Here is a 24,541-nt window from a genome sequence, read left to right on the forward strand (position 1 = left end):
TGCTTATGGCTGTCAGGCGCTACGCCCGACCAACGATGCCAGCTTCTTCAATTTCGGCGCGACCATCGGCACGGTCAGCATCGTGCTGGCCAGCGCCATCAGCAGCAGTGCGGTGAAGGTCTCGTTGGTGATGATCGCCTTGTCGAGCAGGATGTTGACGAAGATGATCATGATCAGCGCCTTGGTCTGAAGCAGCCAGCCGATCGCGGACGCCTCGCCCGGGAGCCATTTGAGGATCCGCCCGGCGGCGTGGACGCCCGCCAGCTTGCCGCCGACCGAGGCGAACAGCAGCAAGGCCGCGGCGGCGAACACCGCGATCCCGCCGACCGCCCACTGCGTCTTCAGGCCCGTCGACAGGAAGAACACCGGCATCACCGCGAGCAGCACGAAGCGGCGGAAGTCGTCCATTCGGACCTGGTCGAACCATTTCGCGTCGAGCACCGCGCCCGACAGGAACGCGCCGACCATGAAATGCAGCCCCGCCCAGTCCGCGGCGAACCCGCAGCCGGCGAGCCAGATCAGGCTGACATACCAGCGATCGCGCTCAGGGATCCGCGCCATCAGTCGGCGGATCAGCAGGGTGGCGACCGCGAAGCCGATCAGAAAGCCCGCCTGCCGGCCAACCCGCTCCCAATCGAGCAGGATCAGCGCGAGCACGCCCCAGATCGCGATATCGTCGAGGCTGGCATAGCGCAGGATGCGCTGGCCGATCGGCTCACGCAGGACCTCGAGCTTTTCGAGGAACAGCACGAGGATCGGTAGCGCGGTGACCGCGCAGGCCATGCCGATGCCGAGAATGACCTGCCACTGCGCGCCCGACACGCCCGCCCAGCCTGGATAGCGCAGCATCAGCACGGCAGCAATGCTGCCGGTCGCGAGCGGCACCGCCAGCGCAAGGCCGGCGGTAACCGCGGTCTCGCCGCGATGTCGCCATGCCGCGCCGAGATCGAGCTCGATCCCTGCGACCCACACGAACATCATCACCGCCCACCACGCGACGCCGTTCAGCGAGCCGATTGTCGCAGGCGTGAAGACCGTCGCATAATAATCGGGGAAGAGCGCGCCGAGCACGCCCGGTCCGAGCAGGATGCCGCCGACGATCTGCACCACGACCAACGGTGCCCAGTAATCGGTCCGGCCCAGCCGCCAGACCAGATAGGGGACGCTGAAGATGATGAGCATCGCAAGGAGGAAGACCTCCGTCGGTGTCATGGCGTGCATGCATTCCCCCTCTCGCGCGGTCGGGGGCCCCCCGCCGGCTTTATGCTGCGGGGTGGTATGCGGCCAGGCAGGCGGCGGCAATATGCTTCGCTACGGTCGAACCGGTGTCGATCCGTTTGCAGGCTGCGCCATTGCGGGACGCAGGGCGGGCCCCCGCTATCGGCAGCCGGGACGCATCCGCGCTAAGGACGGGGCGTGGCGGCGCAATCGTGGCTGGCCGATGAGGGAGTGCCCTGCTTGAACCGATCGCTTTTATTGCTCGTGCTGGTCGCCGCGTCCGCCTCGGCCCAGGCGCCGGTGCGGCGCGCCGCGCCCTTTACCGTCGATGGGCAAGGCTTTGCGACACTGCAGGAGGCGGTCTCGTCGATCCGGCTCGGCACTGCGACGATCCTGATCGCGCCGGGCACCTACCGGCAATGCGCGGTGCAGGCGGGCGGGCGGATCACCTTCAAGGCGGTGGAGCCGGGTACCGCGATCTTCGAGGGCGTCGCCTGCGAGGAGAAGGCGGCGCTGGTGCTGCGCGGGCAGGGATCGGTCGTCGATGGCCTGGTCTTTCGTGGCTACAGCGTCCCCGACGGCAATGGCGCGGGGATCCGCACCGAGATGGGGGACCTCAATGTCGTCAACGCGATGTTCCTCGACAGCCAGGAGGGCATACTCGGCGGCGAGCCGAGCGGGCAGCGGATCACGATCGACCGGTCGACCTTTTCGGGGCTAGGCCAGTGCGACCAGTCGCCGAGTTGTTCGCATGCCGTGTATCTCGCGAACCAGGGCAGCGTGACGATCACCCGCTCGCGGTTCGAGCGCGGGACCGGCGGGCATTACGTCAAGCTGCGCGTGCCGACCGTCTCGATCACCGACAACAGCTTCGACGACAGCGCGGGGCGCAAGACCAGCTACATGATCGACCTGCCCGACGGCGCGACCGGGTTGATCGCGCGCAACACCTTCGTGCAGGGGCGGCAGAAGGAGAACCATACCGGGCTGATCGTCCTCGCGGCGGAAGCGAAGACCTATCGCTCGACCGGGTTGCGCGTCGAGGACAATGACGCGCGGCTGGCACCGGGCGATGCGACCAGCCCCGCATTCCTGGCGGATTACAGCCATGACCGGCTGGCGCTGGGGGCGAACCGGCTGGGGCCGGGGTTGCGGGCGTTCGAGACGCGGTAGTTTTTGGCAGAGCCGTCGGGAAAAGTGGGCCGGTAGCACCGCGTCCACACCCCCCGTCATCCCAGCTTTCGCTGGGATGACGGAAGGGGCGGGGTGGCGAGCCCCCTCAATTCGGGCAGGTGCTCGCCGCGCCCGCGTCGAGGTCGAGGCAGCGGCCGTCGAGCCCCGATACTGGCAGGCCGATCGTTGCTGCGAGCGTCGGGACGATGTCGACAGTCTCCACCGACAGCGGCTGTTCGAACGCGGCGATCCCCTTGCGCCAGAACAGGATCGGCACGCGGCGATCATAGTCCCACGGGCTGCCGTGTGTTTCGACATAGCCGCCGGCGGGCGAGACGATCGTCGTCACGCGCGGCTTCAGGAGCGTGACCAACTGGCCCGAGCGGCCCTCGGCATAGGAAGCGCGCGCGCGTTCGATCAGCGTCCAGGTCTCGGGCGGGGTGGTCGGCATCGGCGTCGCCATGATCTCGGCAGCCGAGAAGGCAGCGGCGACCTGCGGCAGCGCGCGATAGCGGCGCAGCGCCTCGGTCAGCACCTTGGCGCGTGTCTTGGCGGGCAGCGCATCGTCGATATAGACGTCGCCCTCGGTCCCGAGCAGGACGCTGCCGGGCAGGCCCAGATCCTTGGCGATCGCGGTGCCGACCTGCTTGGCGAGCACATTCTCGTCCATATGCGCCTCCATCGGCATCGCGCGCTGCTGCTGCCGCTCGGTCGCGTCGTGCGCGCCGTGATCCGCGGTCAGCACGACCTCGTAATCCACGCCGGTCTCGTCCAGCACCGCGAAGAAGCCGCCAAGCGTCTTGTCGAGCTCGGCCATCTGGATGCACATCTCGGACCCCTGCGTGCCGTAGGTGTGGCCGATATAATCGGTCGCCGACGCGCCGATGTCGATGATGTCGGTCTGCGGCCCTTGGCCGAGCTTCATGTCCTGCACCAGCGCCGCTGCCATCGCGAACACTGCGGCATCGGACGCGGGCGACACGCGGAAGCCCTTGGCGTCGCCCGCCTCGCGCTCGAAGCGGCCCTGGCCATAGGTCTTGCCCGCGATCACGATCGGGTGGTTCACGCCCGTGCAATAGCCGGGCAGCGGCAGCGCGGCCTGGGGCAGCGCGATCAGCCCGGCGACCGCGGTGCGCGTGCGCTGCACCGCCGGCGGTACCGCGCGGCCCGCATAGGAGACATAGGTCTTGCCGTCCCACCACCAGAGCTCGTCGACCTTGTGGCCGCCCATCATCACCGCCGCGCGATCCTTGCCCGCGACCGAGACCGAGCGGGTGCGCGGATCGCGCGCCTTCATCATCTCGCCGAGCGTCGGCACTTTCAGGTGCATGTCGGACACGGTGTAGCTGTCATGCGTGCTGCCGGCGACGCGTTCGTCCTCCGAGCAATAGACGATCTTGTCGGGGCGGCCGGCGCGCTGGTCGACCCAGTTGTTCGCGATGATCCCGGTATGCGCGGGCCGCATGCCCGTCAGGATGGTCGAGTGGCCGGGGCAGGTCTCGGTCGCGGCATGGCTCTGATAGCCGCTCGGAAACACCACCCCGTTCAGCAGGCGGGTGAAGCCTCCGGTGAAGTGGTTGCGATATTGCTGGAACAGGTCGGCGGCGAACTGGTCGACCGAGATCGCCACGATCAGCTTGGGCGGCGTGGCGGGGGTCGGTGCCGCAACCGCGGGGGCCGGGGCTGGGGCCGGAGCGGTCTGCGCGGACGCGGTCACGGACGCGGCCGGGGTCAAGAGCAACGCGGCGATAAGTGCTTTCACGGACAGTCCTTTGACGAGCAGCGGCATGACTGCTTTCGGATGTAATGCGGTGTCGTCCTCGCTATGGCTGTGGCCGATGAACGAAACAAGGATGGCCATGCGCAGTTTACGTTGCGTCCTGATGACGATGCTGCTCGCGCTGTATGGCCTCGTGGCGACGCCGGCGCTGGCGGACTCGCTCGACGGCTCGAGCCGGCATCTGAGCATGCGGCTGGTTGCCGAGAGTGACCATCCGAAAGCGGGCGCACCGCTGACCATCGCGATTGCAACGACTCCCGATATGGGCTGGCACGGCTACTGGGCCAATCCAGGCGATGCGGGATTCCCCGCGACGTTCGACTGGACACTCCCGCGCGGGGCGACGGCGGGGCAGCCTGAATGGCCCGTCCCGACGACGCTGCTGATCGCGGGGCTGATGAACTATGTCTACGAGGCGCCCTATGCGCCGCTCGTGACGATCCAGGTGCCGGCGGGGCTGGCGGCGGGCGCCAAGCTGCCGATCCGGCTGAAGACGTCTTATCTTGTCTGTTCGGCGACGATCTGCGTGCCCGAGGAGCAGGCGCTCTCGCTCGACCTGACGATTGGTGACGGCGCGCCGTCGCAGGCGAGCGCCTTTGCCGGCTGGCGGCGGGCGATCCCCAAGCCGCTCGATGCGGGCGCGACCTATTCGGTCGACAAGGGCGTGCTGCGCGTCGCGGTGCCGTTCCCCGCCGGGGCCAGGGCAAAGGACGCCTATTTCTTCCCCCTCACCACCGGCGTGATCGACAATGGCGCGCGCCAGACTGCGACGCGGTCGGGCGATACGCTGACGATCGCGACGCGACTGGCGGCCAATGGCAAGGCCAAGGCGCCGATCGAGGGTGTGCTGCGGATCGGCGACGCGCAGGGGCTTGCGGTCAGCGCCGCGCCCGGGGTCGTTGCGGCGGGGCCATCGGATGATGCGGGCGGGCTATGGGCGACCGCACTGGCGGCGTTTGCGGGCGCGGTGCTCGGCGGGCTGATCCTCAACATCATGCCCTGCGTCTTCCCGATCCTGAGCCTGAAGGCGCTCAGCCTCGCGCGCGGTGGCGCAAGTAAGCGCGAGGCGCGGCACGAGGCGCTCGCCTATACCGCGGGCGTCGTGCTGGTGTGCCTCGGCCTTGGCGCGGCGATCCTCGCGCTGCGTGCGGGCGGGTCGGCGGTCGGCTGGGCGTTCCAGTTGCAGCATCCCGCGGCGATCATCGTGCTGCTGCTGCTGAGCACCGCGATCGCGTTCAACCTGGCCGGGCTGTTCGAGGTGCCGACGCCGCGGTTCGCGGGCGAAAGCGGTGCGAGCGGTGCGTTTGCGACTGGCGCGCTGGCCGCATTCATCGCGACGCCGTGCACCGGGCCGTTCATGGGTGCAGCGCTGGGCGCTGCGCTCGTGCTGCCCTGGCCCGCGGCGATGGCTGTGTTCGCCGGGCTGGGACTCGGGCTGTCGCTGCCGTTTCTCGCGATCGGCTTCGTGCCGGCGTGGCGGCGCTGGCTGCCCAAGCCCGGCGCGTGGATGGAGACGTTCCGGCATGTCCTGTCGGTGCCGATGTTCCTGACCGCGATCGCACTCGCCTGGGTGCTGGGCCGCCAGACCGGCGTCGACAGCCTGACGCTCGCGCTCGTCGCAGTGCTGGCGATCGGCGCGGTGCTGTGGGTCGGCGGCACGCGGCAGCGCAAGGGCAAGGCGTTCGGCGCAGCGACCCTCGCCGCGCTCGCGGTCGTGTTCGTCGGCAGTGCGGTCGTCATCGCCCGCGCGCCGCCCGCCGCGGCCAGGACGGCGGTCGCCGGCGACGAGGCGTTCAGCGAGGCGAAGCTTGCCGCGCTGCGCGCCGAGAAGCGCGGCGTGTTCGTCTATTTCACCGCCGACTGGTGCCTGACGTGCAAGGTCAACGAGAAGGCGGCGATCGAGACCGCCACGGTTCGCGACGCGTTCGCCAAGAACAAGGTCGCGGTGCTGATCGGCGACTGGACCGATGGCGACCCCGTCATGGGCCGCTTCATCGAGGCGCATAACCGCGCCGGCGTGCCGCTCTATCTCTATTATGCGCCGGGAGCGGCCGAGCCGACCGTCCTGCCGCAGGTGCTCACCCCGGCGCTGCTGGCGGGGCTGGGCGTCTAATCCGGCTTGTGCAGCGCGGTGAAGCGTTGCAGCATGGAACCGCAACGCTTGATGGGGAATTTACCATTTCGATGGGGAAACAAGCGTTCGACGAAATCATGGGGGCACCGGGTGATACCCGCGTCCGTCCCGAACTGGCCGCTCTGGGCCGCTGGATCGAGGAGACGCCCGACGCCGAGTTGCGGCGCCGCCAGCAGGCGGCTGAAACGACGTTTCGGCAGCTCGGCATTACCTTTGCCGTCTATGGTGAGAACGAGGCGGCCGAGCGGATCATCCCGTTCGACATCGTCCCGCGGGTGTTCCTGCATGACGAATGGACGCGGCTATCCGAAGGGCTCGTCCAGCGTGTCGAGGCGATCAATGCGTTCCTCGAGGATATCTATGGCGAACGCCGCATCCTGAAGGAGGGGATCCTTCCCGAGGATCTCGTCATGGGCAATGCGCAGTTCCGTCCCGAAATCGCCGGGATGCGCCCGCCGCACGGGGTCTGGGCGCATATCTGCGGGATCGATCTGGTACGTACCGGACCCGACGACTTTTTCGTGCTCGAGGACAATGCGCGGACGCCCTCGGGGGTCAGCTACATGCTCGAGAATCGCGAGGCGATGCTGCGGCTCTGCCCCGAGCTGTTCCGCGAGTTCCGCGTCGCGGCGGTCGACAGCTATCCCGACCGGCTGCTCGAGACGATGAAGTCGGTTGCGCCGCACGGCGTCAGCGCACCGACCTGCGTCGTGCTGACGCCGGGGCATTATAACTCGGCCTATTACGAGCACAGCTTCCTCGCCGATACGATGGGCGTCGAACTGGTGGAGGCGGCCGATCTGGTCGTCGACGATGATGTCGTATGGATGAGGACGATCGCGGGGCGCGTGAAGGTCGACGTGATCTATCGCCGGATCGATGACGACTATCTCGACCCCCTCGTGTTCCGTCCCGACAGCGCGCTCGGCGTGCCGGGGCTGATCGCCGCCTATGCCGCGGGCAATGTCGCGATCATCAACGCGCCGGGCAACGGCATCGCCGACGACAAGGCGATCTACAGCTACATGCCCGACATCGTGAAATTCTATTCAGGCGGCGACTGCAAGCTGCCCAATGTCGAGACGTGGCGGTGCCGCGAGCCCCAGGCGCTGAAATATGTCCTCGACAATCTTGAGGACGTCGTCGTCAAGCTGGTCGACGGTTCGGGCGGCTATGGCATGCTGGTCGGACCGACCGCGACGAAGCAGGAGATCGAGGATTTCCGTGCTGCGCTGATCGCCGAACCGCATCGCTATATCGCGCAACCGACGCTCGCGCTGTCGACCGTACCGACGATGGCCGAATCCGGGCTGTGCCCGCGGCATGTCGATTTCCGGCCGTTTGTGCTGACCGGGTCGAAGGGCGTCCAGGTCGTGCCTGGCGGGCTGACCCGCGTCGCGCTGAAGCAGGGATCGCTGGTTGTGAATTCAAGCCAGGGTGGCGGCACGAAGGACAGCTTCGTCCTGATGGCGGATCAATCGCAGCGCATGGGGGGGGGCGGCATGACGCAGACGCTGGGCGGGATGACGCAGACCCTCGGCGAAGGCATGCCCGGGCCGGAGGCACAGTCCTGATGCTGTCGAGGACCGCCTCGTCCCTCTATTGGCTGGGACGCTATTTCGAACGTGCCGATTTCATCGCGCGGTTGGTCGAGGCGACGGTGCGCCTCGACGTGCTGTCGTCGCAGCCTGCGGGCGAGGCGGCCTGGGCATCGGCGCTGGCGGTCACCGAGACCGACGAGGCCTTTGCCAAGACAGGGGTGCCGGTCGGGCAGCGCGACGTGGTGCGCTTTCTCACGCTCGACGCCAGCCATCCGGGATCGATCGTCCGCTGCCTCGACATGGCGCGCAACAATGCCAAGGCGGTGCGGACCGCGCTGACGCGGGAATCATGGACCGCGATCAACCGTGCGTGGCTGTTGTTCGAAAACCGCGCGACCCCCGGCAGCACGACCGCGCAGCTCAACCTGGTCGAGGCGGTCAAGACCGAGACGCGCGGGTTCGAAGGTGCGATCCACCGCATGCTGCGCAATCAGACGACTTGGTTCATCCGGCTCGGCCAGGCGGTCGAGCGCGCGGACAACACCGCGCGGCTGCTCGACGTCAAATATCATATTCTGCTGCCGGAGGGACAGAAGCTGGGCGGCGCGATCGATCGCGACCAGTGGACGACCATATTGCAGACGGTGTCGGCGGTGACCGCCTATCGCTGGATGTACAATGACGGCCTTCGGCCGGCCGACGTGATCGATTTGTTGCTGGCGCGCGCGGAGTTGCCGCGTAGTCTTGCAGCCTCGGTCGAGGAGACGGTGGACGTGCTCAATCTGCTTGCGAAACGCACCGGCCAGCATGGCGAGGCGGACCGGATGGCGCGGCTCCGTGCCTCGCGGCTGGGGCGAACCCGATCCGGCGAGGTGATCGCATCGGGCTTGCACCAGTATCTGCAGGCCTTCATCCAGGAAAATGCGCTGCTTCACGGTGCGATCGGCCGGCAGTTCAAGTTCCTTTGATGCGGTTGTCGGTCGATCACCGCACGATCTATCGCTTCACCGAGCCGCAGAGCCGACTCGTCCAGATGCTTCGCATGACCCCGCAGAACACGCATGACCAGACGGTCGCGCAGTGGCGGATCGATATCGACTGCGATGCCCGGCTGCGGCAGGGGCGCGACGGGTTCGGCAATGCCATCACGATGCTCTATATCGACGGGCCTATCGACGGGATCGAGATCGACGTCACGGGCGAGGTGCTGACCAGCCATTCCGACGGCGTCGTCCACGGCGCCTATGAAGTGTTGCCGCCGGCGTTATTCCTCCGGCCGACCGAGACCACCGCACAGGACAAGGCCATTGCCGATTTCGCCGCACGCGTCGCGACCCTTGCGCAGGGCCGGATCGGCGCGCTGCACCGGGTGAACGAGGCCTTGCACGAACGCTTTACCGCCAATCCCGGCCGTCCCGAGCCAAACCTCGGCGCGGCGGCGGCGTTCCGGCTCGACAGCGCCACCTCGCGCGACTTTGCGCAGATGTTCATCGTCGCCGCGCGTTCGCTCGGGGCGCCGGCGCGCTATGTGTCGGGCTATCTTCTGACCGAACGCGAGGACGATCACCGTCCGACGCCGCATGGCTGGGCCGAGGCGCATGTTGACGGGCTGGGCTGGATCGGTTTCGACCCGTTCACCGGGGACTGTCCCGAGGAGCATCACGTCCGGGTCGCGGTCGCGCTCGATGCCGCAGGGGCCGCGCCGGTGGCAGGATCGCGGCTCGGCGAAGGCGGCGAGCGGCTGGAGGTCGATGTCGTCGTGTCGCGGGACGGCCAGTGACCGTCGGCGGCTAGTCCTTCCCCTGCCCTGGGGCGGCCGCCGGCAGGTCCTCCTCGCTCAGGCGGCTCCATCCGCCCGGGCCGAGCGCTTCGATCGGGCGGTACCGGATCTTGTATTCCATCCGGCCCGATCCCTTCACCCAATAGCCCAGATAGACATAGGGTAGCCCCGCACCGCGTGCGCGCAGGATGTGGTCGATGATGATGTAGTTGCCGAAGCCCGGCCGCGATGCGTCATCCGCTGCGAAGAAGCTGTAGATCATCGACAGCCCGTCGGCCTGGCGATCGGTGAGGCAGGCGCCGACCAGCCGGCCCGGGGCACTGCCGATGCCCGGTTCGCGATACTCGACGATCAGCGAGTCGACGGGCGAATGCTCGACCATGTCGGCATAGTCGTCCTCGTCCATCCCGGCCATGCCGCCGTCCGGATGACGCGCCGACAGATAGCGGCGCAACAGCTGGAACTGTTCGTCGGTCGCCCATGCGCGACAGACGGTCGCGGTGATGTCGCCGTGCCGCTTGAGCAATTTGCGCTGCGTCGCATTGGGTGTGAAGTCCGGCGTCACGACACGGACCGACACGCAGGCGCTGCAGCCGGTGCAGCTCGGCCGATAGGCGACGCCCTGGCTCCGTCGAAACCCGATCCGGCTCAGCGCGTCGTTGAGCTCGACTGCGTGCGGCCCGTTCAGCTCGGTGAACACCTTCCGCTCCTCCCGACCGGGCAGATAGGGGCAGGGGCCGGGACTGGTCACGAAGAACCGGGGAAACCGAAAAGGCGCAGTCATCGCGAAGTGCCCCTCTCTCGGCTTCAGCGCTCTCAAGGCGCGGGCGGTATATGATTCCTGTGCGGGCCGCTGGAAAGTGGGGCGGCCCGCGGTGGTAAAAGAAATTCCCGGTGGCGCCGGGGATCAGGCCAGTTCGACGGTGCTCGTCTCATAGCCCGCCGCCTTCAGCGCGGTGACCAGCCGATCGAGATGCGCACGATCGCGCGCCTCGCATTCGATATCGGTGATCAGCCCCTTTGCCGGCAGCGTGGTGAAGACGCGCTGATGATACACCTCGATGATGTTCACCCGCTCCTGATCGAAGATCCGGGCGACGTTGTACAGCGCGCCGGGCTGATCCTGCAGGCGGATGCGCAGCCTTGCGAGGCGGCCCGAGCGTGCGAGATCGCGCAGCAGGACGTTGGCGAGCAGCCGCGTGTCGATATTGCCGCCGCACAGGATGATCCCGACGGTCCGCCCCTTGAAGCGCTCGGGATGCTGGAGCAGCGCGGCGAGGCCGGCGGCACCGGCGCCCTCGACGACCGTCTTCTCGATCTGGAGCAGCAGGCTGACCGCCATCTCCAGGCTGCGTTCGCTGACCAGGACGATGTCGTCGACGAGTTCGGCAACCATCTTGGAGGTGATGCCGCCGGGTTCCTTGACCGCGATCCCCTCGGCCAGCGTGTCGCCGGCGCAAGGCATCGTCGTCCCGTTGATGCGGTTGTACATCGACGGGAACAGCTCGGCCTCGACACCGACCACCTCGATCGCATGACCGCCCTGCGCGGCGTTCGCCCGCGTCACGGTCGCGACGCCCGAGATAAGACCGCCGCCGCCGATCGGGACGACCATCATGTCGATCTCGGGCACGTCCTCGAGCATCTCGATCGCGGTCGTGCCCTGGCCGGCGATGACGCGGGCGTCGTCGAACGGATGGACGAAGGTGAAGCCGCATTCGCCCTCGAGAATGCGGGCATGCGCATAGGCGGCGTCGAAGGTGTCGCCGAACAGCACGACCTTGGCGCCATGCCCTTCGGTCTGCGTGACCTTCACGGTCGGTGTGTTGGTCGGCATGACGATCGTCGCGGGGATGCCGAGCCGGTTGGCGTGATAGGCAAGACCCTGTGCGTGATTGCCTGCCGACGCGGCGATCACGCCCTTCGCGCACGCTTCGGGCGACAGCTGCAACAGCGTGTTGAGCGCGCCGCGTTCCTTGTAGGCCGCGGTGAACTGAAGATTCTCGAACTTCAGATAGACGGTCGCGCCGGTCATTTGGCTCAGCGTGCGGCTGATCAGCGTCGGCGTGCGGACGATCGAGGCGCGGATCCGGTCATGCGCGGCGCGGACGTCGTCGATGGACACGGGAAGGGTGGGTGCCGCTACGGCAGCGAGGGTAGCCATAGGCGTTGCGCTAGACCATCTGGCGCGCAGGGGAAACACCGCTTATGCGCTTGATCCATGGCAAAACTGGCATTCATCGGGACTGGCGTGATGGGCGCGCCGATGGCGGGGCATCTCGTCGCGGCAGGGCACGACGTCACCGTCTATAATCGCTCCCAGGCCAAGGCTTTGGCATGGGCCGATAAATATGGCGGATCGGTCGCGGACACGCCTGCTCTGGCGGCGCGCGATGCGGATGCGGTGTTCACCTGTGTCGGCAATGACGATGATCTTGCCGCGGTGACATTGGCTGAAGACGGTGTGTTCGCGGCAATGCGCGACGACGCGGTATTCGTCGACCATACCACCGTCTCCGCCGCGATCGCGCGCCGCCTGGCGGAGGCGCGCGCGCTCGTGGTCGATGCGCCGGTGTCGGGCGGGCAGGCGGGGGCCGAGAACGGCAAATTGTCGATCATGTGCGGCGGTTCCGCCGACGCCATGGCGAAGGCCGAGCCGTATATGCAGGCCTATGCCGCGCGCATCGTCCATGTTGGCGACGCGGGCGCTGGCCAGACAACCAAGATGTGCAACCAGATCGCGATCGCCGGGGTGATCCAGGGCGTGTCCGAATCGATCCGCTTCGCGCAGAATGCCGGGCTCGACCTCGACAAGGTGTTCGAGGCAATTTCGGGCGGCGCGGCGCAGAGCTGGCAGATGGTCAATCGCTGGCCGACGATGGCGAAGGAAGACTTCGACTTCGGCTTTGCGGTCGACTGGATGCGCAAGGATCTGGGGCTCGCGCTCGACGAGGCGCGGCGCAACGGCGCGGTCCTGCCGGTCGCGGCGCTGGTCGATCAATTCTATGCCGATGTGCAGGCCATGGGCGGCGCGCGGCAGGATACGAGTGCGTTGGTGCGGAGATTGCCGAAGTGAAGCCTGTCCTGTTCGCAAGTGCCGCCCTGTCGCTGTTCGCCACCCCGGCGCTGGCCGACGGGATCGTCGACAACGTCAACGGCCTGACCATCACCGAAGGCGGCAAGATCGTCCGGTTCAAGGCGATCCTGGTCGACAAGGACGGCCGCGTGACCCGGCTGGTGCCGCCGGGGGAGGAGCCCCCCAAGCTCAGCCGCAAGGAATTGAAGAAGAACGCGGGCAAGCCGCTCTATGACTGGCGCACCGACATGGGCGGCAAGACCGTACTGCCCGGCTTCGTCGATGCGCATGGCCATGTGATCGAGCTCGGCTTCGGCGCGCTGTCGCTCGATTTGTCGGCAGCGACCTCGCTCGACGACGCAAAGTCGCGGATCGCGGCCTATGTCGCGGCCAATCCCGATCGCAAATGGGTGCTCGGCCGCGGCTGGAACCAGGAAGCCTGGGGGCTCGGGCGGTTCCCGACCGCTGCGGATCTCGACTCGGTGTCGGGCGGCCATCCGATCTGGCTGTCGCGCGCGGACGGCCATGCCGGCTGGGCGAACAGTGTCGCGATGCGCGAGGCGGGAATCACCGGCGCCACGGTCGCCCCGGCGGGCGGGCGGATCGAGAAGAGCGGCGGCGCGCCGTCGGGCGTGTTCGTCGATGCCGCGCAATCGCTGGTGGAGAAGGTCGTGCCGCAGCCTTTGCCCAAGGAGCGCGACGCGGCGTTCCTGACCGCGCAGCGGATCCTGCTGGGGTACGGCGTGACCGCGGTCGCCGACATGGGCACCACGCTCGACGACTGGCTGACCTATCGGCGGATGGCGGATATCGGTGGGTTGCGCGTCCGGATCATGAGCTATGCGCTCGGCGTCGAGACCGCGGGGCGGATCGGCGGCAAGGGGCCGACGCCGTGGCTGTATGACGACCATCTGCGGATGGGCGGGGTGAAGCTCTATGCCGATGGCGCACTCGGATCGCGTGGCGCCTGGCTGCTGAAGCCTTATGCCGATGCGCCGGGGCAGACCGGGCTGGGCTTCCTGACCGATGCGCAGCTCCAGAACCAGATGAGCCGCGCGGCGATGGACGGGTTTCAGGTCGCGGTGCATGCGATCGGCGACCGTGCGGACCAGCAGGTGCTCGACGCGATCCAGGTCGAGAGCGAGACCTACAAGGGCGACCGGCGCTGGCGTGTCGAGCATGCGCAGATCGTCGATCCCGCCGACCTGCCGCGCTTCGGCAAATTCGGTACGATCGCCTCGATGCAGCCCACCCACCAGACCAGCGACCGGACGATGGCGGAAGCGCGGCTCGGACCGGGGCGGCTGACCGGCGCCTATGCGTGGAAGTCGATGCTGGCGAACGGATCGAAGCTTGCCTTTGGTACCGATTTCCCGGTTGAGAAGCCCGATCCGTTCGCCACCTGGGCCGCTGCGTTCACCCGGCAGGATGCAAGCGGCCAGCCGCAGGGCGGGTGGCAGCCACAGGAGCTCATCTCGCGCGAACAGGCGTGGTGGGCGATGACCGGCGCCGCCGCCTATGCGGGGTTTGCGGAAACGAAGTTCGGTGCGCTCGCCGCCGGACAGCGCGCAGACTTCATCGTCGTCGACCGCGATCCGATGATCGCTTCGCCGACCGAACTGCGCGCCATCAAGGTTGCCGAGACCTGGGTTGGGGGCGAGAAGGTCTGGGTTCGGAAATAGCCGGCCGGTAGCCTCAAAGGTCGCCGCTGGCGTCCTTCGATGCGCGCGCGTTGATCCGCGCCCAGACCGCCTTGTGTTCGGCCTTCGCGTAGAGCGCAGCCCGCTGGCGGGGCGGTGCCGCTGCGAGAGTGGTCGGCAGGTCGGGGAACGTCGCCAGGACGAGCTGCAACCGCGCCTCGCGCTCGCGTCGCATCGTCGGCGTGATCGACGGGGGCAAAATGTTCGTGCGCGGCGTCCAGCCGGGATTTCCGGGAAACGGCGCGCTGGTACCTATCAAGCCGCTGGGGCCAGGAACGCCAAGTTGCGCAGAAGCAGCCGCGGGACAGGCAATCAGTCCGACAGCGAGCAGGATAGTCTTCATGGAACACCTCCGATGAAGACTAAACTGACACCATCAGGCAAGGTTGCAAGCTTGAACTTCTGAGGAGAAGCGACGCGACCTTGGCCTTTGGGTCGCGCAGCCGAGCAGATCAGGCGACCTGCGCTTCGACCATCTCGTCGGGTTCGCGCAGGACATAGCCGCGGCCCCAGACGGTCTCGATGTAGTTTTCGCCATCGCACGCCAAGCTGAGCTTTTTGCGCAGCTTGCAGATGAAGACGTCGATGATCTTGAGTTCAGGCTCGTCCATCCCGCCATAGAGGTGGTTGAGGAACATTTCCTTGGTCAGCGTGGTGCCCTTGCGCAGCGAGAGCAGCTCAAGCATCGCATATTCCTTGCCGGTCAGGTGAACGCGGCTGCCATCGACTTCTACCGTCTTGGCATCGAGGTTCACGGCGAGCTTGCCGGTGCGGATGACCGACTGCGAATGGCCCTTCGAACGGCGCACGACGGCGTGGATCCGCGCGACGAGCTCCTCGCGGTGGAACGGCTTGGTGACGTAATCGTCCGCACCGAACCCGAAGCTGCGAACCTTCGAGTCCATTTCGTTGACGCCTGACAGGATCAGCACCGGCGTCGCAACACGGGCGACACGAAGACGCTTCAGGACATCATAGCCGTGCATGTCGGGCAAGTTCAGATCGAGCAGGATGATGTCGTAATCATACAGCTTGCCAAGATCGAGGCCCTCTTCGCCCAGATCGGTGATGTACACGTTGAAGCCCTCGGTCGTGAGCATAAGCTCAATGGCCTTGGCGGTGGTAGGCTCATCCTCGATCAGCAGCACGCGCATGGGTTGTCCCCCGTTTAGCGAAAACGCCAGCCCCTGCTAAGCGATCCGCCGTTGATTCATTAACCAAAGAACATCTGAAAGCAAAAGGTTAATTCCGTCTTAAATGAGAGCGTTATACGAACTCTTGGTACGGAACCGACCAAAACTCCGTGATCAGAGCCCGGCAACCGAGTCGCGGCGCGGGCTCACGTCTTCGCCGGGTCGAGCGTGTGCCAGGCAAACCCGTCGCGCGCGAGCAGTTCGTCTGCCGCCGCCGGTCCTGTCGTACCCGCGGCGTAAGTGTCGGGTGCGCCTTCGCTTGCCCATGCGTCGAGAAACGGCTGGACCGCGGCCCATCCCGCCTCGATCGCGTCGGCGCGCTGGAACAGCGTCTGGTCGCCAGCGAACAGATCGTGGATCAGCGACTCATACCCGGTCATCGCGCCGATATCGAACGAGTCGGCGTAGCGGAAATCGAGCGCGATCGGCGCGGTGTCGACCTCGAGCCCGGGGCGCTTGATATTGATATCCATGCTGAGCCCCTCATCGGGCTGGATCTGGATGATCAGGCGGTTGGGCGGCAGCTTCTCGGCGGCGGTCGCGTGAAACTGTGCGAACGGCACGGGCTTGAAGGTGATCACGACCTCGGTATCGCGTATCTCCATTGCCTTGCCGGTGCGAAGGTAGAAGGGCACGCCCGCCCAGCGCCACGTGTCGACCATCAGCTTCAGCGCGACATAGGTCTCGGTGGTGCTGTCGGGGGCAATGTCGGGCGATGCCGTGAAGGCGGGGACGGCGCGCTCGCCGATCGTCCCCGCACCATAGGCGCCGCGGACGCCGTTGCGACGTGCCTTGGCGGGCGAATAAGCCCGAACGGCTTTCAGCACCTTGCCCTTTTCGTTGCGGATGGCCTCCGCGTCGAAACTCGCAGGGGGCTCCATCGCGACCATCGCCAGCAACTGGAACAGATGGTTCGGGACCATGTCGCGTAACGCACCCGTCGCATCGTAGAACGCACCGCGCGTGCCGACGTCGACGGTCTCGGCGGCGGTGATCTGGACATGCGCGATGCAGTCGGCATTCCAGACCCGTTCGATCATCATGTTCGCAAAGCGCGCGGTCATGATGTTCTGGACGGTTTCCTTGCCGAGGAAATGGTCGATGCGGTAGATCTGCGTCTCGGCGACGTGCGACAGGATGCGCGCGTTCAGCGCCTGCGCGGAGGCGAGGTCGTGGCCGAACGGCTTCTCGATCGCGATCCGGCGAAACGCGGATTTGCTCTCATGCGTCAGCCCGTTTGCCGCGAGCCGATCGACGATGTCGCCGAAGAATCGCGCGGGCACGGCGAGATAAAAGGCGGCGTTGCCCGATAGCCGGTCGCTCAGCCGTGCATAGACGTCGTCCTGTGTGAAATCGCCCTGCATGTACTGGACGCGCGCCTGCAACCGGTCCCAGGCGGCCTCCTGCTCGGGCGAGGCATGCGCCGCGGGAGCGCTGGCGCGAAAGGTGGCAAGCGCGGTGCGCAGCGTCTCGTCGTCGCCGGGTTCGATGCCGATCCCGAGGACCGAAAAATCGTCACCGATCATGCCGAGCCGGGTCATGTTGGTCAGCGCGGGCATCAGCAAGCGGCGGGTCAGGTCGCCCATCGCACCGAAGATGACGAGTGTGGTCGGCGGGGCGGGATGGATCGCGCCGGTCATGCGCGGCGGGTCCGGGGCGCGGTCTGGTAGGGGAGCATCGACATCCTTCCGTGGTGACGCAGAGCAATAGCCTGGCGACGGGCATTGTTCCGTCGGGGGTTCCGTCGGGGGTTCCGTCGGGGTCCAGCCAGCGCGGTTCAGCCGGGGTCGCGAAGCCGTGCGCCGAGGAACGCGATGAGCGCCTCGACCCGGGCCGGGCGGAGCGGACTGGGCGGGGTGAGCAGGTGGAGGCCGATCGGTGCGGGCGCCCAGTCATCGAGCAGCGTCACCAGCGCACCGGACGCGAGCTGCGCCTCGATGATGAAATGGGGCAGCCGCGCGATGCCGAGACCGGCGACGAGCGCCGGGACGACCGCCTCGCCGCTATTGGCGGTGAGCTGACCCTGCAACCGCACCGAAACGTCGCTTTCGCCGGGGCGCTGAAACCGCCAGGGCCCGACGACGTTCGAATAGCCGATCAGGCGGTGTTCGCCGAGCTGCGCGGGATGCGTCGGCGTTCCGTGCGCCGCCAGATAGGCAGGCGCGGCGACGGTGTGCGCCTGGATGCTGCACAGCCGTCGCGCGCGCAGCGAACTGTCGGGCAGCTCGGCGATGCGCAACGCCACGTCGAACCCTTCCGCGACGATGTCGACTCGCGCGTCCGACAGATGCAGGTCGATCTCGATGCCGGGATGCGCGGCCAGGAACTCGGCCAGCAGCGGCGCGACATTGGTGATCCCGAAGCTCATCGGCGCCGCCAGCCGCACGCGACCCGTCGGTGCGCTTGCGGCATCGTTCGCCGACTCCTCCGCCAGCCGCGCTTCGCCCAGGATCCGCGCGGCATGTTCGGCGAGCGGCTTGCCCGCCTCGGTCAGCGCGAGCCGACGCGAGGTGCGATGAAACAGCGACTGGCCGAGATGCGCCTCGAGCCGGGTGATCGCCTTCGATACGGTCGCCTTGCTCAGTCCGATCGCGTCGGCGGCGGCGCTGAACGACCGATGTTCGACGACGCTGGCAAAGATCGCCCAGGCTTCGAGGTCGGGAAGGCGCATCATTCACTCTCCGCAGCGGTCACGTTTGCTAGCAATCGAAACGATCGGTTTCCAGCGTTTCTATTTACGGTGCGATGCCAGTGTCTATCTTGGTGGCAACCAGTGGAGACCTCTCATGACGACCACGACTCTCAACACCGTAGACCGCCGCCCCTTCGACAGCCTGGGCCATGCCGATCATGGCTGGCTGAATGCGCGGCATCATTTTTCGTTCGCGAGCTATTATGACCCTGCGCGGATGGGCTGGGGCGCGATCCGCGTTTGGAACGACGACCAGATCGCCGCCAATTCGGGTTTCCCGCCGCATCCCCACCAGGACATGGAGATCATCACCTATGTCCGCAGCGGCGCGATCACGCATCAGGACTCGCTCGGCAACAAGGGCCGCACCGAGGCTGGCGACGTTCAGGTGATGAGCGCCGGTTCGGGCGTCCGCCATGCCGAGTATAATCTGGAGCCCGAGACGACGACGATCTTCCAGATCTGGATCGAGCCCAGCCGCAAGGGTGGTTCGCCGAGCTGGGGTGCAAAGCCGTTCCCCAAGGGCGAGCGCTCGGGGCAGTTCGTGACGCTGGCAAGCGGCTTTGCCGATGACGGCGACGCGCTGCCGATTCGGGCGAACGCCCGAGTGCTGGCCGCGACGTTGAAGGCGGGCGACAGCGTCGACTATGCGGTGGGCGAGGGGCGTCACGCCTATCTCGTCCCGGCAACCGGCGCGATCACGATCGACGACGAGGCCATCAACACACGCGACGGTGCGGCACTTTCGGGCGGCCGGACGGTGCGGATCACGGCACTCGACGAGGCCGAGATCGTTCTGGTGGACTCCGAGTAATTTTACCGATCATCCTGTGACCATTCCGGCCTGTGCCGGGATGGTCTGCCTTTGAGGAGACTGACATGACCAAGGTTCTGGTTCTCTATTATTCGTCCTACGGCCATATCGAGCAGATGGCGGACGCCGTTGCCGAAGGCGCGCGCGCGGGCGGCGCGGAAGTCGACATCCGCCGGGTCGCCGAGACCGCACCGCAGGCGGTCGTCGAGTCGGCGCATTTCAAGACCGACAGCGCGCATGCCGAGATCGAGGGCCCCGATGCACTGAAGGACTATGACGCGATCATCGTCGGTGCGCCGACCCGGTTCGGGCGGATGCCTGCGCAGATGGCGTCCTTCTGGGACACGACCGGCGGCCTGTGGTTCTCCGGCGCGCTGGTCGGCAAGGTCGGCGGTGCGTTCACCTCGACCGCGAGCCAGCATGGCGGGCAGGAGACGACGCTGTTCTCGATCCTGACCAACCTGCTCCATCACGGCATGACGATCGTCGGTCTGGACTATGGCTTCCAGGGGCAGATGGGCGTCGACGCGGTCAAGGGCGGCTCGCCCTACGGCGCGACGACGATCTCCGATGGCGATGGCAGCCGGATGCCGAGCAGCGTCGAACTCGACGGTGCGCGCTACCAGGGCAAGCGGATCGCCGAGACGGCCGCGAAGCTGAAGTAAGCGCGAGTGATCCCTCCGGGCGACCGGGGGGATCAGCGCCTGCGGCGTTTGCCCTTTTCGGACGGAAGCGCCGGGACGGGCGCGGCCGGCACCACGGGCGCGACGACGGGCGGGGGCGCGGGCGGCAGGATCGCCGGGTCGGCGGGATAAAGCCGCCGCGCCCTGGCGAATACGAACCGCGCCTTTGCCGCGCCGGGTGCAGCGGCGGTCACGCCGACCCAGCGCCAGTGCCAGGGCTCCCATTTGACGTTCTGCTTGTTCCCGCCGGGGAAGGATTGTTCGAATCCGAACCGCGTCGCGTTCGCGCGCAGCCAGCGCGCGGCGGGGGTCGCTGCCATGCACGCCTCGGCATCGCGACAGCCATTGGCAGGACGGATGGCGAAGTCAACGACATAGCCGGTCGAATGTTCGCTATAGCCCGGCGGCGCGACCGAGATCGCCCGCTCGGCCGCCGATGTTTCCGACTCGCGGCAGAACACGCTGCGCTGCTGCGCGATCGAACGCTGGCACGACAGGCCGCGCAATTCCCCCATCACCGCCGGGTCCGCTTTGGCCGCCGCGAGCAGGCGGAGCAGGTCGGGCAGCATGTCGCGGCGGACCACGCAGGTCTGACGGACGCCGAAGTCGGACGGGGCGGCGACGAGCTCGGACGGGGCGGCGTCGCCGTAAGGCAGATGCCCGAACGCGCGACCATCGGCGGCGATCGCCGCGCTCTGTCCGGCACAGAGTTGCGCATTGGCGGCGGCCGGGATCAGCAGCAATGAAAGAACTAGGGGGCTACGCAACATCGTGCGGGCTCTGGCATGCGGGCGCAGATGCTGGCAAGGGCGGCACATGCATGGTGAACGCGTACTTTTCCTCGACGGCGAGGCCCTGATCATCGACAAGCCCGCTGGGCTGCCGGTCGATCCTCCTCGTGACGGCTCGCTGAGCCTCGAGAATCATCTCGAAAGTCTCAAATTTGGATTCCAGCGCTGGCCGATGCCGGTGCACCGGCTCGATCGCGACACGAGCGGCTGCCTGTTGCTGTCACGCAATCCCAAGGCGCATGCGCGGTTGCAGCAGGCGTTCGAGCAGGGCCTGGTCTCGAAGCGCTATCTCGCGGTGCTCGACGGTGTCCCGGCCGAGGAAACCGGAACGATCGACATGCCGCTCGGCAAGATCAGCAGCGCCGAAGAGGGCTGGCGGATGGTCGAGGACGCCAAGGGCAAGGCGGCGCGCACCGGGTGGCGCGTGCTTGCGACGCGCGACGGACGCTCGCTGGTCGAATTCATCCCCCAGACCGGGCGGACGCACCAGATCCGCGTCCATGCCGCGCTGGGCCTCGGCGCAGCGGTCGTCGGGGATCCGGTCTATGGCCAGAAGGATCGCCTGGGGATGATGCTCCACGCGCAGCGGCTGGTCGTGCCGCGGCCGGGCAAGGCCGATGTCGTCGGTATCGCGCCGCTGCCAGAACGGTTCGCGACCGCGGGCTTCGGCGAGGAACCGGGCGTCGAGGCGACGCCGTCCCCGCAGGACGCGTCCGCGCCGGATCCGCGTCCCGAACCCGATAATGGCTGACGTGATCGACGCCTCCCTGCTTGAGGGGGCGATCGAGGAGAAGTTCCTCGCGGCCTCGGGGCCGGGCGGGCAGAACGTCAACAAGGTGGCGACCGCGTGCCAGTTGCGCGTCGACATATTCGCGCTGGGCCTGCACCCCGAAACCTATCGCCGGCTGAAGCTGGTCGCGGGCAGCCGGATGACCGCGGCGGGGGTGCTTGTCATCACAGCGCGTCGGTTTCGCACGCAGGAGGCCAATCGCGCCGATGCGCGCGACCGCGTGCTCGAACTGATCGCGCAGGCGCAGCACCGCGACGCGCACCGGGTCAAGACCAAGCCGTCCAGGGCCGCCAAGGCACGGCGGGTGGATACGAAGAAGGTCCGCAGTTCGGTCAAGGCCGGGCGCGGGCGGGTTCGCGAAGACTAACCGCAGACAAGAGGCGACGATGTACCAGTTCGATATTTCCGGCGGTTCGAAGGCCGATCTGTACCGCGACCTGCTCGCGGCGCTCGACGCGCTGACCGTGGACGAGCGCGATCCGATCGCGAACATGGCGAATGCGGCCGCGCTGGTCTGGGAATATCTGCCCGATCTCAACTGGGCGGGCTTCTATCGTGCGGTCGAGGGCGAGCTGGTCCTGGGGCCGTTCCAGGGCAAGGTCGCCTGTATCCGGATCGCGATGGGCAAGGGCGTGTGCGGCACTGCGGCGGCGGAGCGGACGACGCAGCTGGTCGAGGACGTCCATGCGTTTCCCGGGCATATCGCTTGTGACGCGGCGAGCCGGTCCGAGCTCGTCGTGCCGGTCGTCAGCGACGGGCGGTTGATCGGCGTGCTCGATCTCGACAGCCCCGAGCCGGCACGGTTCGATGCCGAGGATGCGGCCGGGTGCGAAGCGCTGGTCGCGTTGCTGGCGTCGCGGATCGGCTGACGCCCCGACCTGACGCCTGCTCCGAATCGGGACCGGGTTGCGGCTGGCCGTGCCAGGGCGGCTTTGGTACGCATTGCATCAGCATAGGACGCGGCCCTGAAGCGTGCGGTGCGTCAGGGGAGAAGATGTCATGCGCATGAAGGTGATCGTCGGTCTCGCACTGATCATGGCGGTGGCGGGCACGACGGCCGAGGCGCAGCGGCGTCCGGACGGGGCATCGCGGCCCGGTGCGACTTATCCCGTTCCTGCCCGCAGCGCGGTCAGCGTAAGCCCGGAGCCCGCCGCGTCCAGCGACGCGCGCCGGGGCAGCAGCGTCGATGGTCGCTGGTCGGCCGGGGCGAACGCGCCGGGCGGCTGGAGCGGCTATCGTCGGCCGTACCGCGGCTGGGCGCTGCCGGCCTATTGGGTCGCGCCGCGGTTCGGGATTGTCGACTGGCGCGGTTATGGGTTGGCACCGCCGCCGGCGGGCTATCGCTGGACGCGCTATTATGACGATGCCGTGCTGATCGATGCGCGGGGATCGATCTTCGATACGCGTGCCGGAGCCGAATGGGACGGCGCCAATGGAGGCGATGCCGCTCCGCGCTATGACGTGCAAAGCTTTGACGGCCGGGCGGACGACCGGGTCTATGCCCGCCGCCAGCCGCGGCCGGTATCGCGGCGGACCTATGTGACGACGCGCGTCGAGGCGGCGCCGGACTTTGCGGGGGCCGCCTATCGCGACCAGCCATTGCCGCCCGTCCAGCAGCGTGGCGGGACATGGGTGTCGCCCGACGGGATGACCACCGTGACGACCACCGGCGGCGGCTATCCCGGCAGCGACGCCTATGCCGGCGACGGGACGACGACGGTCACCGTCCAGTCGGTGCCGGTCACGACGACGACGACGACGACCGAATATATCACCGAACCCGTAACCTATCGGCGGACGACCCCGCGTCGCGGACCGGGCCGGACGCGGGGCGGCACCCTGGGGTCGGCGCGATAGCGCTCAGCGGCGGCGTTCGCGGCCCGCGAAACTGACGACACTCTCGCTGCCATCCGCGCCGAGTGCGGACACGCCGACGAAATGGTCGTCGACCGGAGTCTGGGCGAGCAGCGTCTCGGTGCCGTTCACGTCGCGCACGTCCTTCCAGTCCTGCGTGTCGTTGCGCCGCCAGCGGACGCGGTAGCCTGCCGCACCGGGCACCGCGGCCCATTTGACCTGGGTGTCGCGCGACAGGGCACCCGCGATCGACACGTCTCCCGGTGCCGCGGGCGCGGCGGCGAGGCGGGCGAGCGTGGCGATGTTGATCGCGGTCACCTTGGCCAGATAGGGGAAGTCCATCCCGGCGATCGTGTCGCCATAGTCGACCCCGTTTTCGGTGCGCAGGTCCTGGTGCTGGCGATCCCAATTCTCCGCCGCGACCGAGAAGCGGACGGCGGGATAGCCGAGCTTCAGAAAGGGTTCGTGATCGCCGCCGCGGCCGAACCGGTCGGGGCGACGGTCGAGCATCACGTCGAGCCCGCCGGGAATCGTGCCCGCGACGCCGTCGATCGTCTTGGCGAGCGCGCGGCTGGGGCCATCGTCCTCGCCACCCTCCGCGCGACGACCGATCTGCGCGGCAAGGTCTTCGGATGCGCGAATGCCCTCGGAAAAGACGCGGACGCTCGACGCCATGCGGACGCCGCCCTGGCCGATCGTGTTGCCGACAATGTCGTTGTTGAGCATCGCGGTGACGGTCCAGCCGCGCGCCTTGGCGGTGTCGGCGAGCAGCTCGGCGCCCCACAGCCCCTGTTCCTCACCCGAAAACACCGCATAGACGATGGTCGCGTCGAACTGCCGCTTTGACAGCGCGCGGGCGGCTTCGAGCACCAGCGCGACGCCCGAGGCATTGTCGTTCGCGCCCGGCGCGTCGCTTGTCACGTTCATGACGTCGGTCACACGGCTGTCGATATGCGCGCCGACGATCACGACGCGATTCGGGTCGCGCCCCTTCTGGATGCCCAGCACGTCCTCGACATAGACGCCGGTCGGTGCGCGCGGACCCGACACGGTGCGGCCGATCCGCTCGACGGTGACGCAGCCGCCACAGGCGCGGCCGATCTCGGTGAAGCGCGCCGCAGCCCAGTTGCGGGCGGCACCGATGCCGCGCTTCGGATCGGTGGTGGTCGATGCGGTGTGGCGCGTGCCGAACCCGACCATCGCGGTCACATCGGCCTTGAGGCGGGTGGCGGAGGGCGCGGGAAGCGCGGCGGCGGCTGCGGCGAGCAGCGGAAGGGCGAGGATCGGCATCGGCGTCACCGTGGCGGCTTCGGCCGGGGAGC

The 24,541-nt window shown here is 67.6% G+C and carries 23 protein-coding genes; 13 read left to right on the forward strand and 10 right to left on the reverse strand.

All coding sequences use genetic code 11. The features are described 5' to 3' along the window. Positions 1 to 12 precede the first annotated feature (12 nt). On the reverse strand, positions 13 to 1,221 hold the full coding sequence (locus J3A66_RS15085; RefSeq protein WP_209569766.1) for a cation:proton antiporter: 1,209 nt from the start codon (positions 1,219 to 1,221) through the stop codon (positions 13 to 15). A gap of 237 nt (positions 1,222 to 1,458) precedes the next feature. Here J3A66_RS15085 and J3A66_RS15090 point away from each other — a divergent pair, with 237 nt between their 5' ends. Next, positions 1,459 to 2,391 carry a right-handed parallel beta-helix repeat-containing protein gene (locus J3A66_RS15090; protein WP_209569768.1) on the forward strand — a complete coding sequence of 311 codons (933 nt, stop codon included), beginning with the start codon at positions 1,459 to 1,461 and terminating at the stop codon, positions 2,389 to 2,391. A 106-nt stretch (positions 2,392 to 2,497) separates the two neighbouring features. Here J3A66_RS15090 and J3A66_RS15095 read toward each other — a convergent pair whose 3' ends face one another. Next, positions 2,498 to 4,180: an alkaline phosphatase family protein gene (locus J3A66_RS15095; RefSeq protein WP_209570535.1), complete on the reverse strand. Its 1,683-nt coding sequence runs from the start codon at positions 4,178 to 4,180 to the stop codon at positions 2,498 to 2,500. Positions 4,181 to 4,250: 70 nt separating this feature from the next. On the opposite strand from J3A66_RS15095, the gene J3A66_RS15100 reads away from it, so the two are divergent. From J3A66_RS15100 to J3A66_RS15115, 4 genes are all read left to right on the forward strand, one after another. Then, entirely contained in the window at positions 4,251 to 6,284 is a 2,034-nt protein-coding gene (locus tag J3A66_RS15100; protein ID WP_209569770.1) for a thioredoxin family protein, read from the forward strand. A gap of 71 nt (positions 6,285 to 6,355) precedes the next feature. Further along, entirely contained in the window at positions 6,356 to 7,879 is a 1,524-nt protein-coding gene (locus J3A66_RS15105; RefSeq protein ID WP_209569772.1) for a circularly permuted type 2 ATP-grasp protein, read from the forward strand. Beyond that, on the forward strand, positions 7,879 to 8,814 hold the full coding sequence (locus J3A66_RS15110) for an alpha-E domain-containing protein (protein WP_031439469.1): 936 nt from the start codon (positions 7,879 to 7,881) through the stop codon (positions 8,812 to 8,814). Before J3A66_RS15105 ends, J3A66_RS15110 begins: the two co-directional genes overlap by 1 nt. Then, positions 8,814 to 9,626, forward strand: coding sequence for a transglutaminase family protein (locus J3A66_RS15115; RefSeq protein WP_209569774.1), 813 nt, complete (start codon positions 8,814 to 8,816; stop codon positions 9,624 to 9,626). The genes J3A66_RS15110 and J3A66_RS15115 overlap by 1 nt, the downstream gene beginning before the upstream one ends. 10 nt (positions 9,627 to 9,636) lie before the next feature. Here J3A66_RS15115 and J3A66_RS15120 read toward each other — a convergent pair whose 3' ends face one another. Next, on the reverse strand, positions 9,637 to 10,410 hold the full coding sequence (locus J3A66_RS15120; RefSeq protein ID WP_209569776.1) for an arginyltransferase: 774 nt from the start codon (positions 10,408 to 10,410) through the stop codon (positions 9,637 to 9,639). A gap of 123 nt (positions 10,411 to 10,533) precedes the next feature. After that, positions 10,534 to 11,790 carry a threonine ammonia-lyase gene (locus J3A66_RS15125; protein WP_056406096.1) on the reverse strand — a complete coding sequence of 419 codons (1,257 nt, stop codon included), beginning with the start codon at positions 11,788 to 11,790 and terminating at the stop codon, positions 10,534 to 10,536. A 57-nt stretch (positions 11,791 to 11,847) separates the two neighbouring features. On the opposite strand from J3A66_RS15125, the gene J3A66_RS15130 reads away from it, so the two are divergent. Together J3A66_RS15130 and J3A66_RS15135 are read left to right on the forward strand one after the other, a co-directional pair. Further along, positions 11,848 to 12,702 (forward strand): NAD(P)-dependent oxidoreductase, encoded by an 855-nt coding sequence (locus J3A66_RS15130; RefSeq protein ID WP_209569778.1) that lies wholly within the window; start codon positions 11,848 to 11,850, stop codon positions 12,700 to 12,702. Further along, positions 12,699 to 14,384, forward strand: coding sequence for an amidohydrolase (locus J3A66_RS15135; RefSeq protein WP_209569780.1), 1,686 nt, complete (start codon positions 12,699 to 12,701; stop codon positions 14,382 to 14,384). Before J3A66_RS15130 ends, J3A66_RS15135 begins: the two co-directional genes overlap by 4 nt. 13 nt (positions 14,385 to 14,397) lie before the next feature. Here J3A66_RS15135 and J3A66_RS15140 read toward each other — a convergent pair whose 3' ends face one another. The 4 genes from J3A66_RS15140 to J3A66_RS15155 form a co-directional block, all read right to left on the reverse strand. Further along, positions 14,398 to 14,745 carry a hypothetical protein gene (locus J3A66_RS15140; protein ID WP_209569782.1) on the reverse strand — a complete coding sequence of 116 codons (348 nt, stop codon included), beginning with the start codon at positions 14,743 to 14,745 and terminating at the stop codon, positions 14,398 to 14,400. Between the two features lie 109 nt (positions 14,746 to 14,854). Next, entirely contained in the window at positions 14,855 to 15,556 is a 702-nt protein-coding gene (locus J3A66_RS15145) for a response regulator transcription factor CtrA (protein ID WP_031396653.1), read from the reverse strand. A 185-nt stretch (positions 15,557 to 15,741) separates the two neighbouring features. Next, positions 15,742 to 17,235, reverse strand: coding sequence for a glucose-6-phosphate dehydrogenase (gene zwf, locus J3A66_RS15150; RefSeq protein ID WP_209569783.1), 1,494 nt, complete (start codon positions 17,233 to 17,235; stop codon positions 15,742 to 15,744). A 137-nt stretch (positions 17,236 to 17,372) separates the two neighbouring features. Further along, on the reverse strand, positions 17,373 to 18,266 hold the full coding sequence (locus tag J3A66_RS15155; protein ID WP_031396651.1) for a LysR family transcriptional regulator: 894 nt from the start codon (positions 18,264 to 18,266) through the stop codon (positions 17,373 to 17,375). A 115-nt stretch (positions 18,267 to 18,381) separates the two neighbouring features. Here J3A66_RS15155 and J3A66_RS15160 point away from each other — a divergent pair, with 115 nt between their 5' ends. Both J3A66_RS15160 and wrbA read left to right on the forward strand, forming a co-directional pair. Then, on the forward strand, positions 18,382 to 19,101 hold the full coding sequence (locus J3A66_RS15160) for a pirin family protein (RefSeq protein ID WP_209569785.1): 720 nt from the start codon (positions 18,382 to 18,384) through the stop codon (positions 19,099 to 19,101). A gap of 65 nt (positions 19,102 to 19,166) precedes the next feature. Further along, positions 19,167 to 19,766, forward strand: coding sequence for an NAD(P)H:quinone oxidoreductase (wrbA, locus tag J3A66_RS15165; protein ID WP_031439461.1), 600 nt, complete (start codon positions 19,167 to 19,169; stop codon positions 19,764 to 19,766). Positions 19,767 to 19,798: 32 nt separating this feature from the next. On the opposite strand, the gene J3A66_RS15170 is transcribed toward wrbA, so the two are convergent. Then, positions 19,799 to 20,554 carry a M15 family metallopeptidase gene (locus J3A66_RS15170; protein WP_209569787.1) on the reverse strand — a complete coding sequence of 252 codons (756 nt, stop codon included), beginning with the start codon at positions 20,552 to 20,554 and terminating at the stop codon, positions 19,799 to 19,801. Between the two features lie 46 nt (positions 20,555 to 20,600). Here J3A66_RS15170 and J3A66_RS15175 point away from each other — a divergent pair, with 46 nt between their 5' ends. From J3A66_RS15175 to J3A66_RS15190, 4 genes are all read left to right on the forward strand, one after another. Continuing rightward, a complete protein-coding gene (locus J3A66_RS15175) occupies positions 20,601 to 21,326 on the forward strand; it encodes an RNA pseudouridine synthase (RefSeq protein ID WP_042466529.1) in 726 nt (241 codons plus the stop codon). After that, positions 21,319 to 21,732 (forward strand): alternative ribosome rescue aminoacyl-tRNA hydrolase ArfB, encoded by a 414-nt coding sequence (arfB, locus tag J3A66_RS15180; protein ID WP_031394492.1) that lies wholly within the window; start codon positions 21,319 to 21,321, stop codon positions 21,730 to 21,732. The genes J3A66_RS15175 and arfB overlap by 8 nt, the downstream gene beginning before the upstream one ends. 19 nt (positions 21,733 to 21,751) lie before the next feature. Next, positions 21,752 to 22,234 (forward strand): GAF domain-containing protein, encoded by a 483-nt coding sequence (locus tag J3A66_RS15185; RefSeq protein ID WP_031439458.1) that lies wholly within the window; start codon positions 21,752 to 21,754, stop codon positions 22,232 to 22,234. Positions 22,235 to 22,364: 130 nt separating this feature from the next. Continuing rightward, positions 22,365 to 23,222 carry an RcnB family protein gene (locus J3A66_RS15190; protein ID WP_209569789.1) on the forward strand — a complete coding sequence of 286 codons (858 nt, stop codon included), beginning with the start codon at positions 22,365 to 22,367 and terminating at the stop codon, positions 23,220 to 23,222. Between the two features lie 3 nt (positions 23,223 to 23,225). On the opposite strand, the gene J3A66_RS15195 is transcribed toward J3A66_RS15190, so the two are convergent. Then, complete coding sequence (locus tag J3A66_RS15195) at positions 23,226 to 24,509, reverse strand: M20/M25/M40 family metallo-hydrolase (protein WP_209570536.1); 1,284 nt, start codon at positions 24,507 to 24,509, stop codon at positions 23,226 to 23,228. Between the last annotated feature and the right edge of the window lie 32 nt (positions 24,510 to 24,541).

It is taken from the genome of Sphingomonas sp. PvP018, assembly GCF_017876865.1.
Classification (GTDB): domain Bacteria; phylum Pseudomonadota; class Alphaproteobacteria; order Sphingomonadales; family Sphingomonadaceae; genus Sphingomonas; species Sphingomonas aerolata.

What these genes read in the sequence shown, in the direction of transcription:
- J3A66_RS15085 (WP_209569766.1), bottom strand. Translation starts at nt 1,221, where the DNA reads ATGCACGCCATGACACCGACGGAGGTCTTCCTCCTTGCGATGCTCATC.
- J3A66_RS15095 (WP_209570535.1), bottom strand. Translation starts at nt 4,180, where the DNA reads ATGCCGCTGCTCGTCAAAGGACTGTCCGTGAAAGCACTTATCGCCGCG.
- J3A66_RS15100 (WP_209569770.1), top strand. Translation starts at nt 4,251, where the DNA reads ATGCGCAGTTTACGTTGCGTCCTGATGACGATGCTGCTCGCGCTGTAT.
- J3A66_RS15105 (WP_209569772.1), top strand. Translation starts at nt 6,356, where the DNA reads ATGGGGAAACAAGCGTTCGACGAAATCATGGGGGCACCGGGTGATACC.
- J3A66_RS15110 (WP_031439469.1), top strand. Translation starts at nt 7,879, where the DNA reads ATGCTGTCGAGGACCGCCTCGTCCCTCTATTGGCTGGGACGCTATTTC.
- J3A66_RS15115 (WP_209569774.1), top strand. Translation starts at nt 8,814, where the DNA reads ATGCGGTTGTCGGTCGATCACCGCACGATCTATCGCTTCACCGAGCCG.
- J3A66_RS15120 (WP_209569776.1), bottom strand. Translation starts at nt 10,410, where the DNA reads ATGACTGCGCCTTTTCGGTTTCCCCGGTTCTTCGTGACCAGTCCCGGC.
- J3A66_RS15125 (WP_056406096.1), bottom strand. Translation starts at nt 11,790, where the DNA reads ATGGCTACCCTCGCTGCCGTAGCGGCACCCACCCTTCCCGTGTCCATC.
- J3A66_RS15130 (WP_209569778.1), top strand. Translation starts at nt 11,848, where the DNA reads ATGGCAAAACTGGCATTCATCGGGACTGGCGTGATGGGCGCGCCGATG.
- J3A66_RS15140 (WP_209569782.1), bottom strand. Translation starts at nt 14,745, where the DNA reads ATGAAGACTATCCTGCTCGCTGTCGGACTGATTGCCTGTCCCGCGGCT.
- J3A66_RS15145 (WP_031396653.1), bottom strand. Translation starts at nt 15,556, where the DNA reads ATGCGCGTGCTGCTGATCGAGGATGAGCCTACCACCGCCAAGGCCATT.
- zwf (WP_209569783.1), bottom strand. Translation starts at nt 17,235, where the DNA reads ATGACCGGCGCGATCCATCCCGCCCCGCCGACCACACTCGTCATCTTC.
- J3A66_RS15155 (WP_031396651.1), bottom strand. Translation starts at nt 18,266, where the DNA reads ATGCGCCTTCCCGACCTCGAAGCCTGGGCGATCTTTGCCAGCGTCGTC.
- J3A66_RS15160 (WP_209569785.1), top strand. Translation starts at nt 18,382, where the DNA reads ATGACGACCACGACTCTCAACACCGTAGACCGCCGCCCCTTCGACAGC.
- wrbA (WP_031439461.1), top strand. Translation starts at nt 19,167, where the DNA reads ATGACCAAGGTTCTGGTTCTCTATTATTCGTCCTACGGCCATATCGAG.
- J3A66_RS15170 (WP_209569787.1), bottom strand. Translation starts at nt 20,554, where the DNA reads ATGTTGCGTAGCCCCCTAGTTCTTTCATTGCTGCTGATCCCGGCCGCC.
- J3A66_RS15175 (WP_042466529.1), top strand. Translation starts at nt 20,601, where the DNA reads ATGCATGGTGAACGCGTACTTTTCCTCGACGGCGAGGCCCTGATCATC.
- arfB (WP_031394492.1), top strand. Translation starts at nt 21,319, where the DNA reads ATGGCTGACGTGATCGACGCCTCCCTGCTTGAGGGGGCGATCGAGGAG.
- J3A66_RS15185 (WP_031439458.1), top strand. Translation starts at nt 21,752, where the DNA reads ATGTACCAGTTCGATATTTCCGGCGGTTCGAAGGCCGATCTGTACCGC.
- J3A66_RS15190 (WP_209569789.1), top strand. Translation starts at nt 22,365, where the DNA reads ATGCGCATGAAGGTGATCGTCGGTCTCGCACTGATCATGGCGGTGGCG.
- J3A66_RS15195 (WP_209570536.1), bottom strand. Translation starts at nt 24,509, where the DNA reads ATGCCGATCCTCGCCCTTCCGCTGCTCGCCGCAGCCGCCGCCGCGCTT.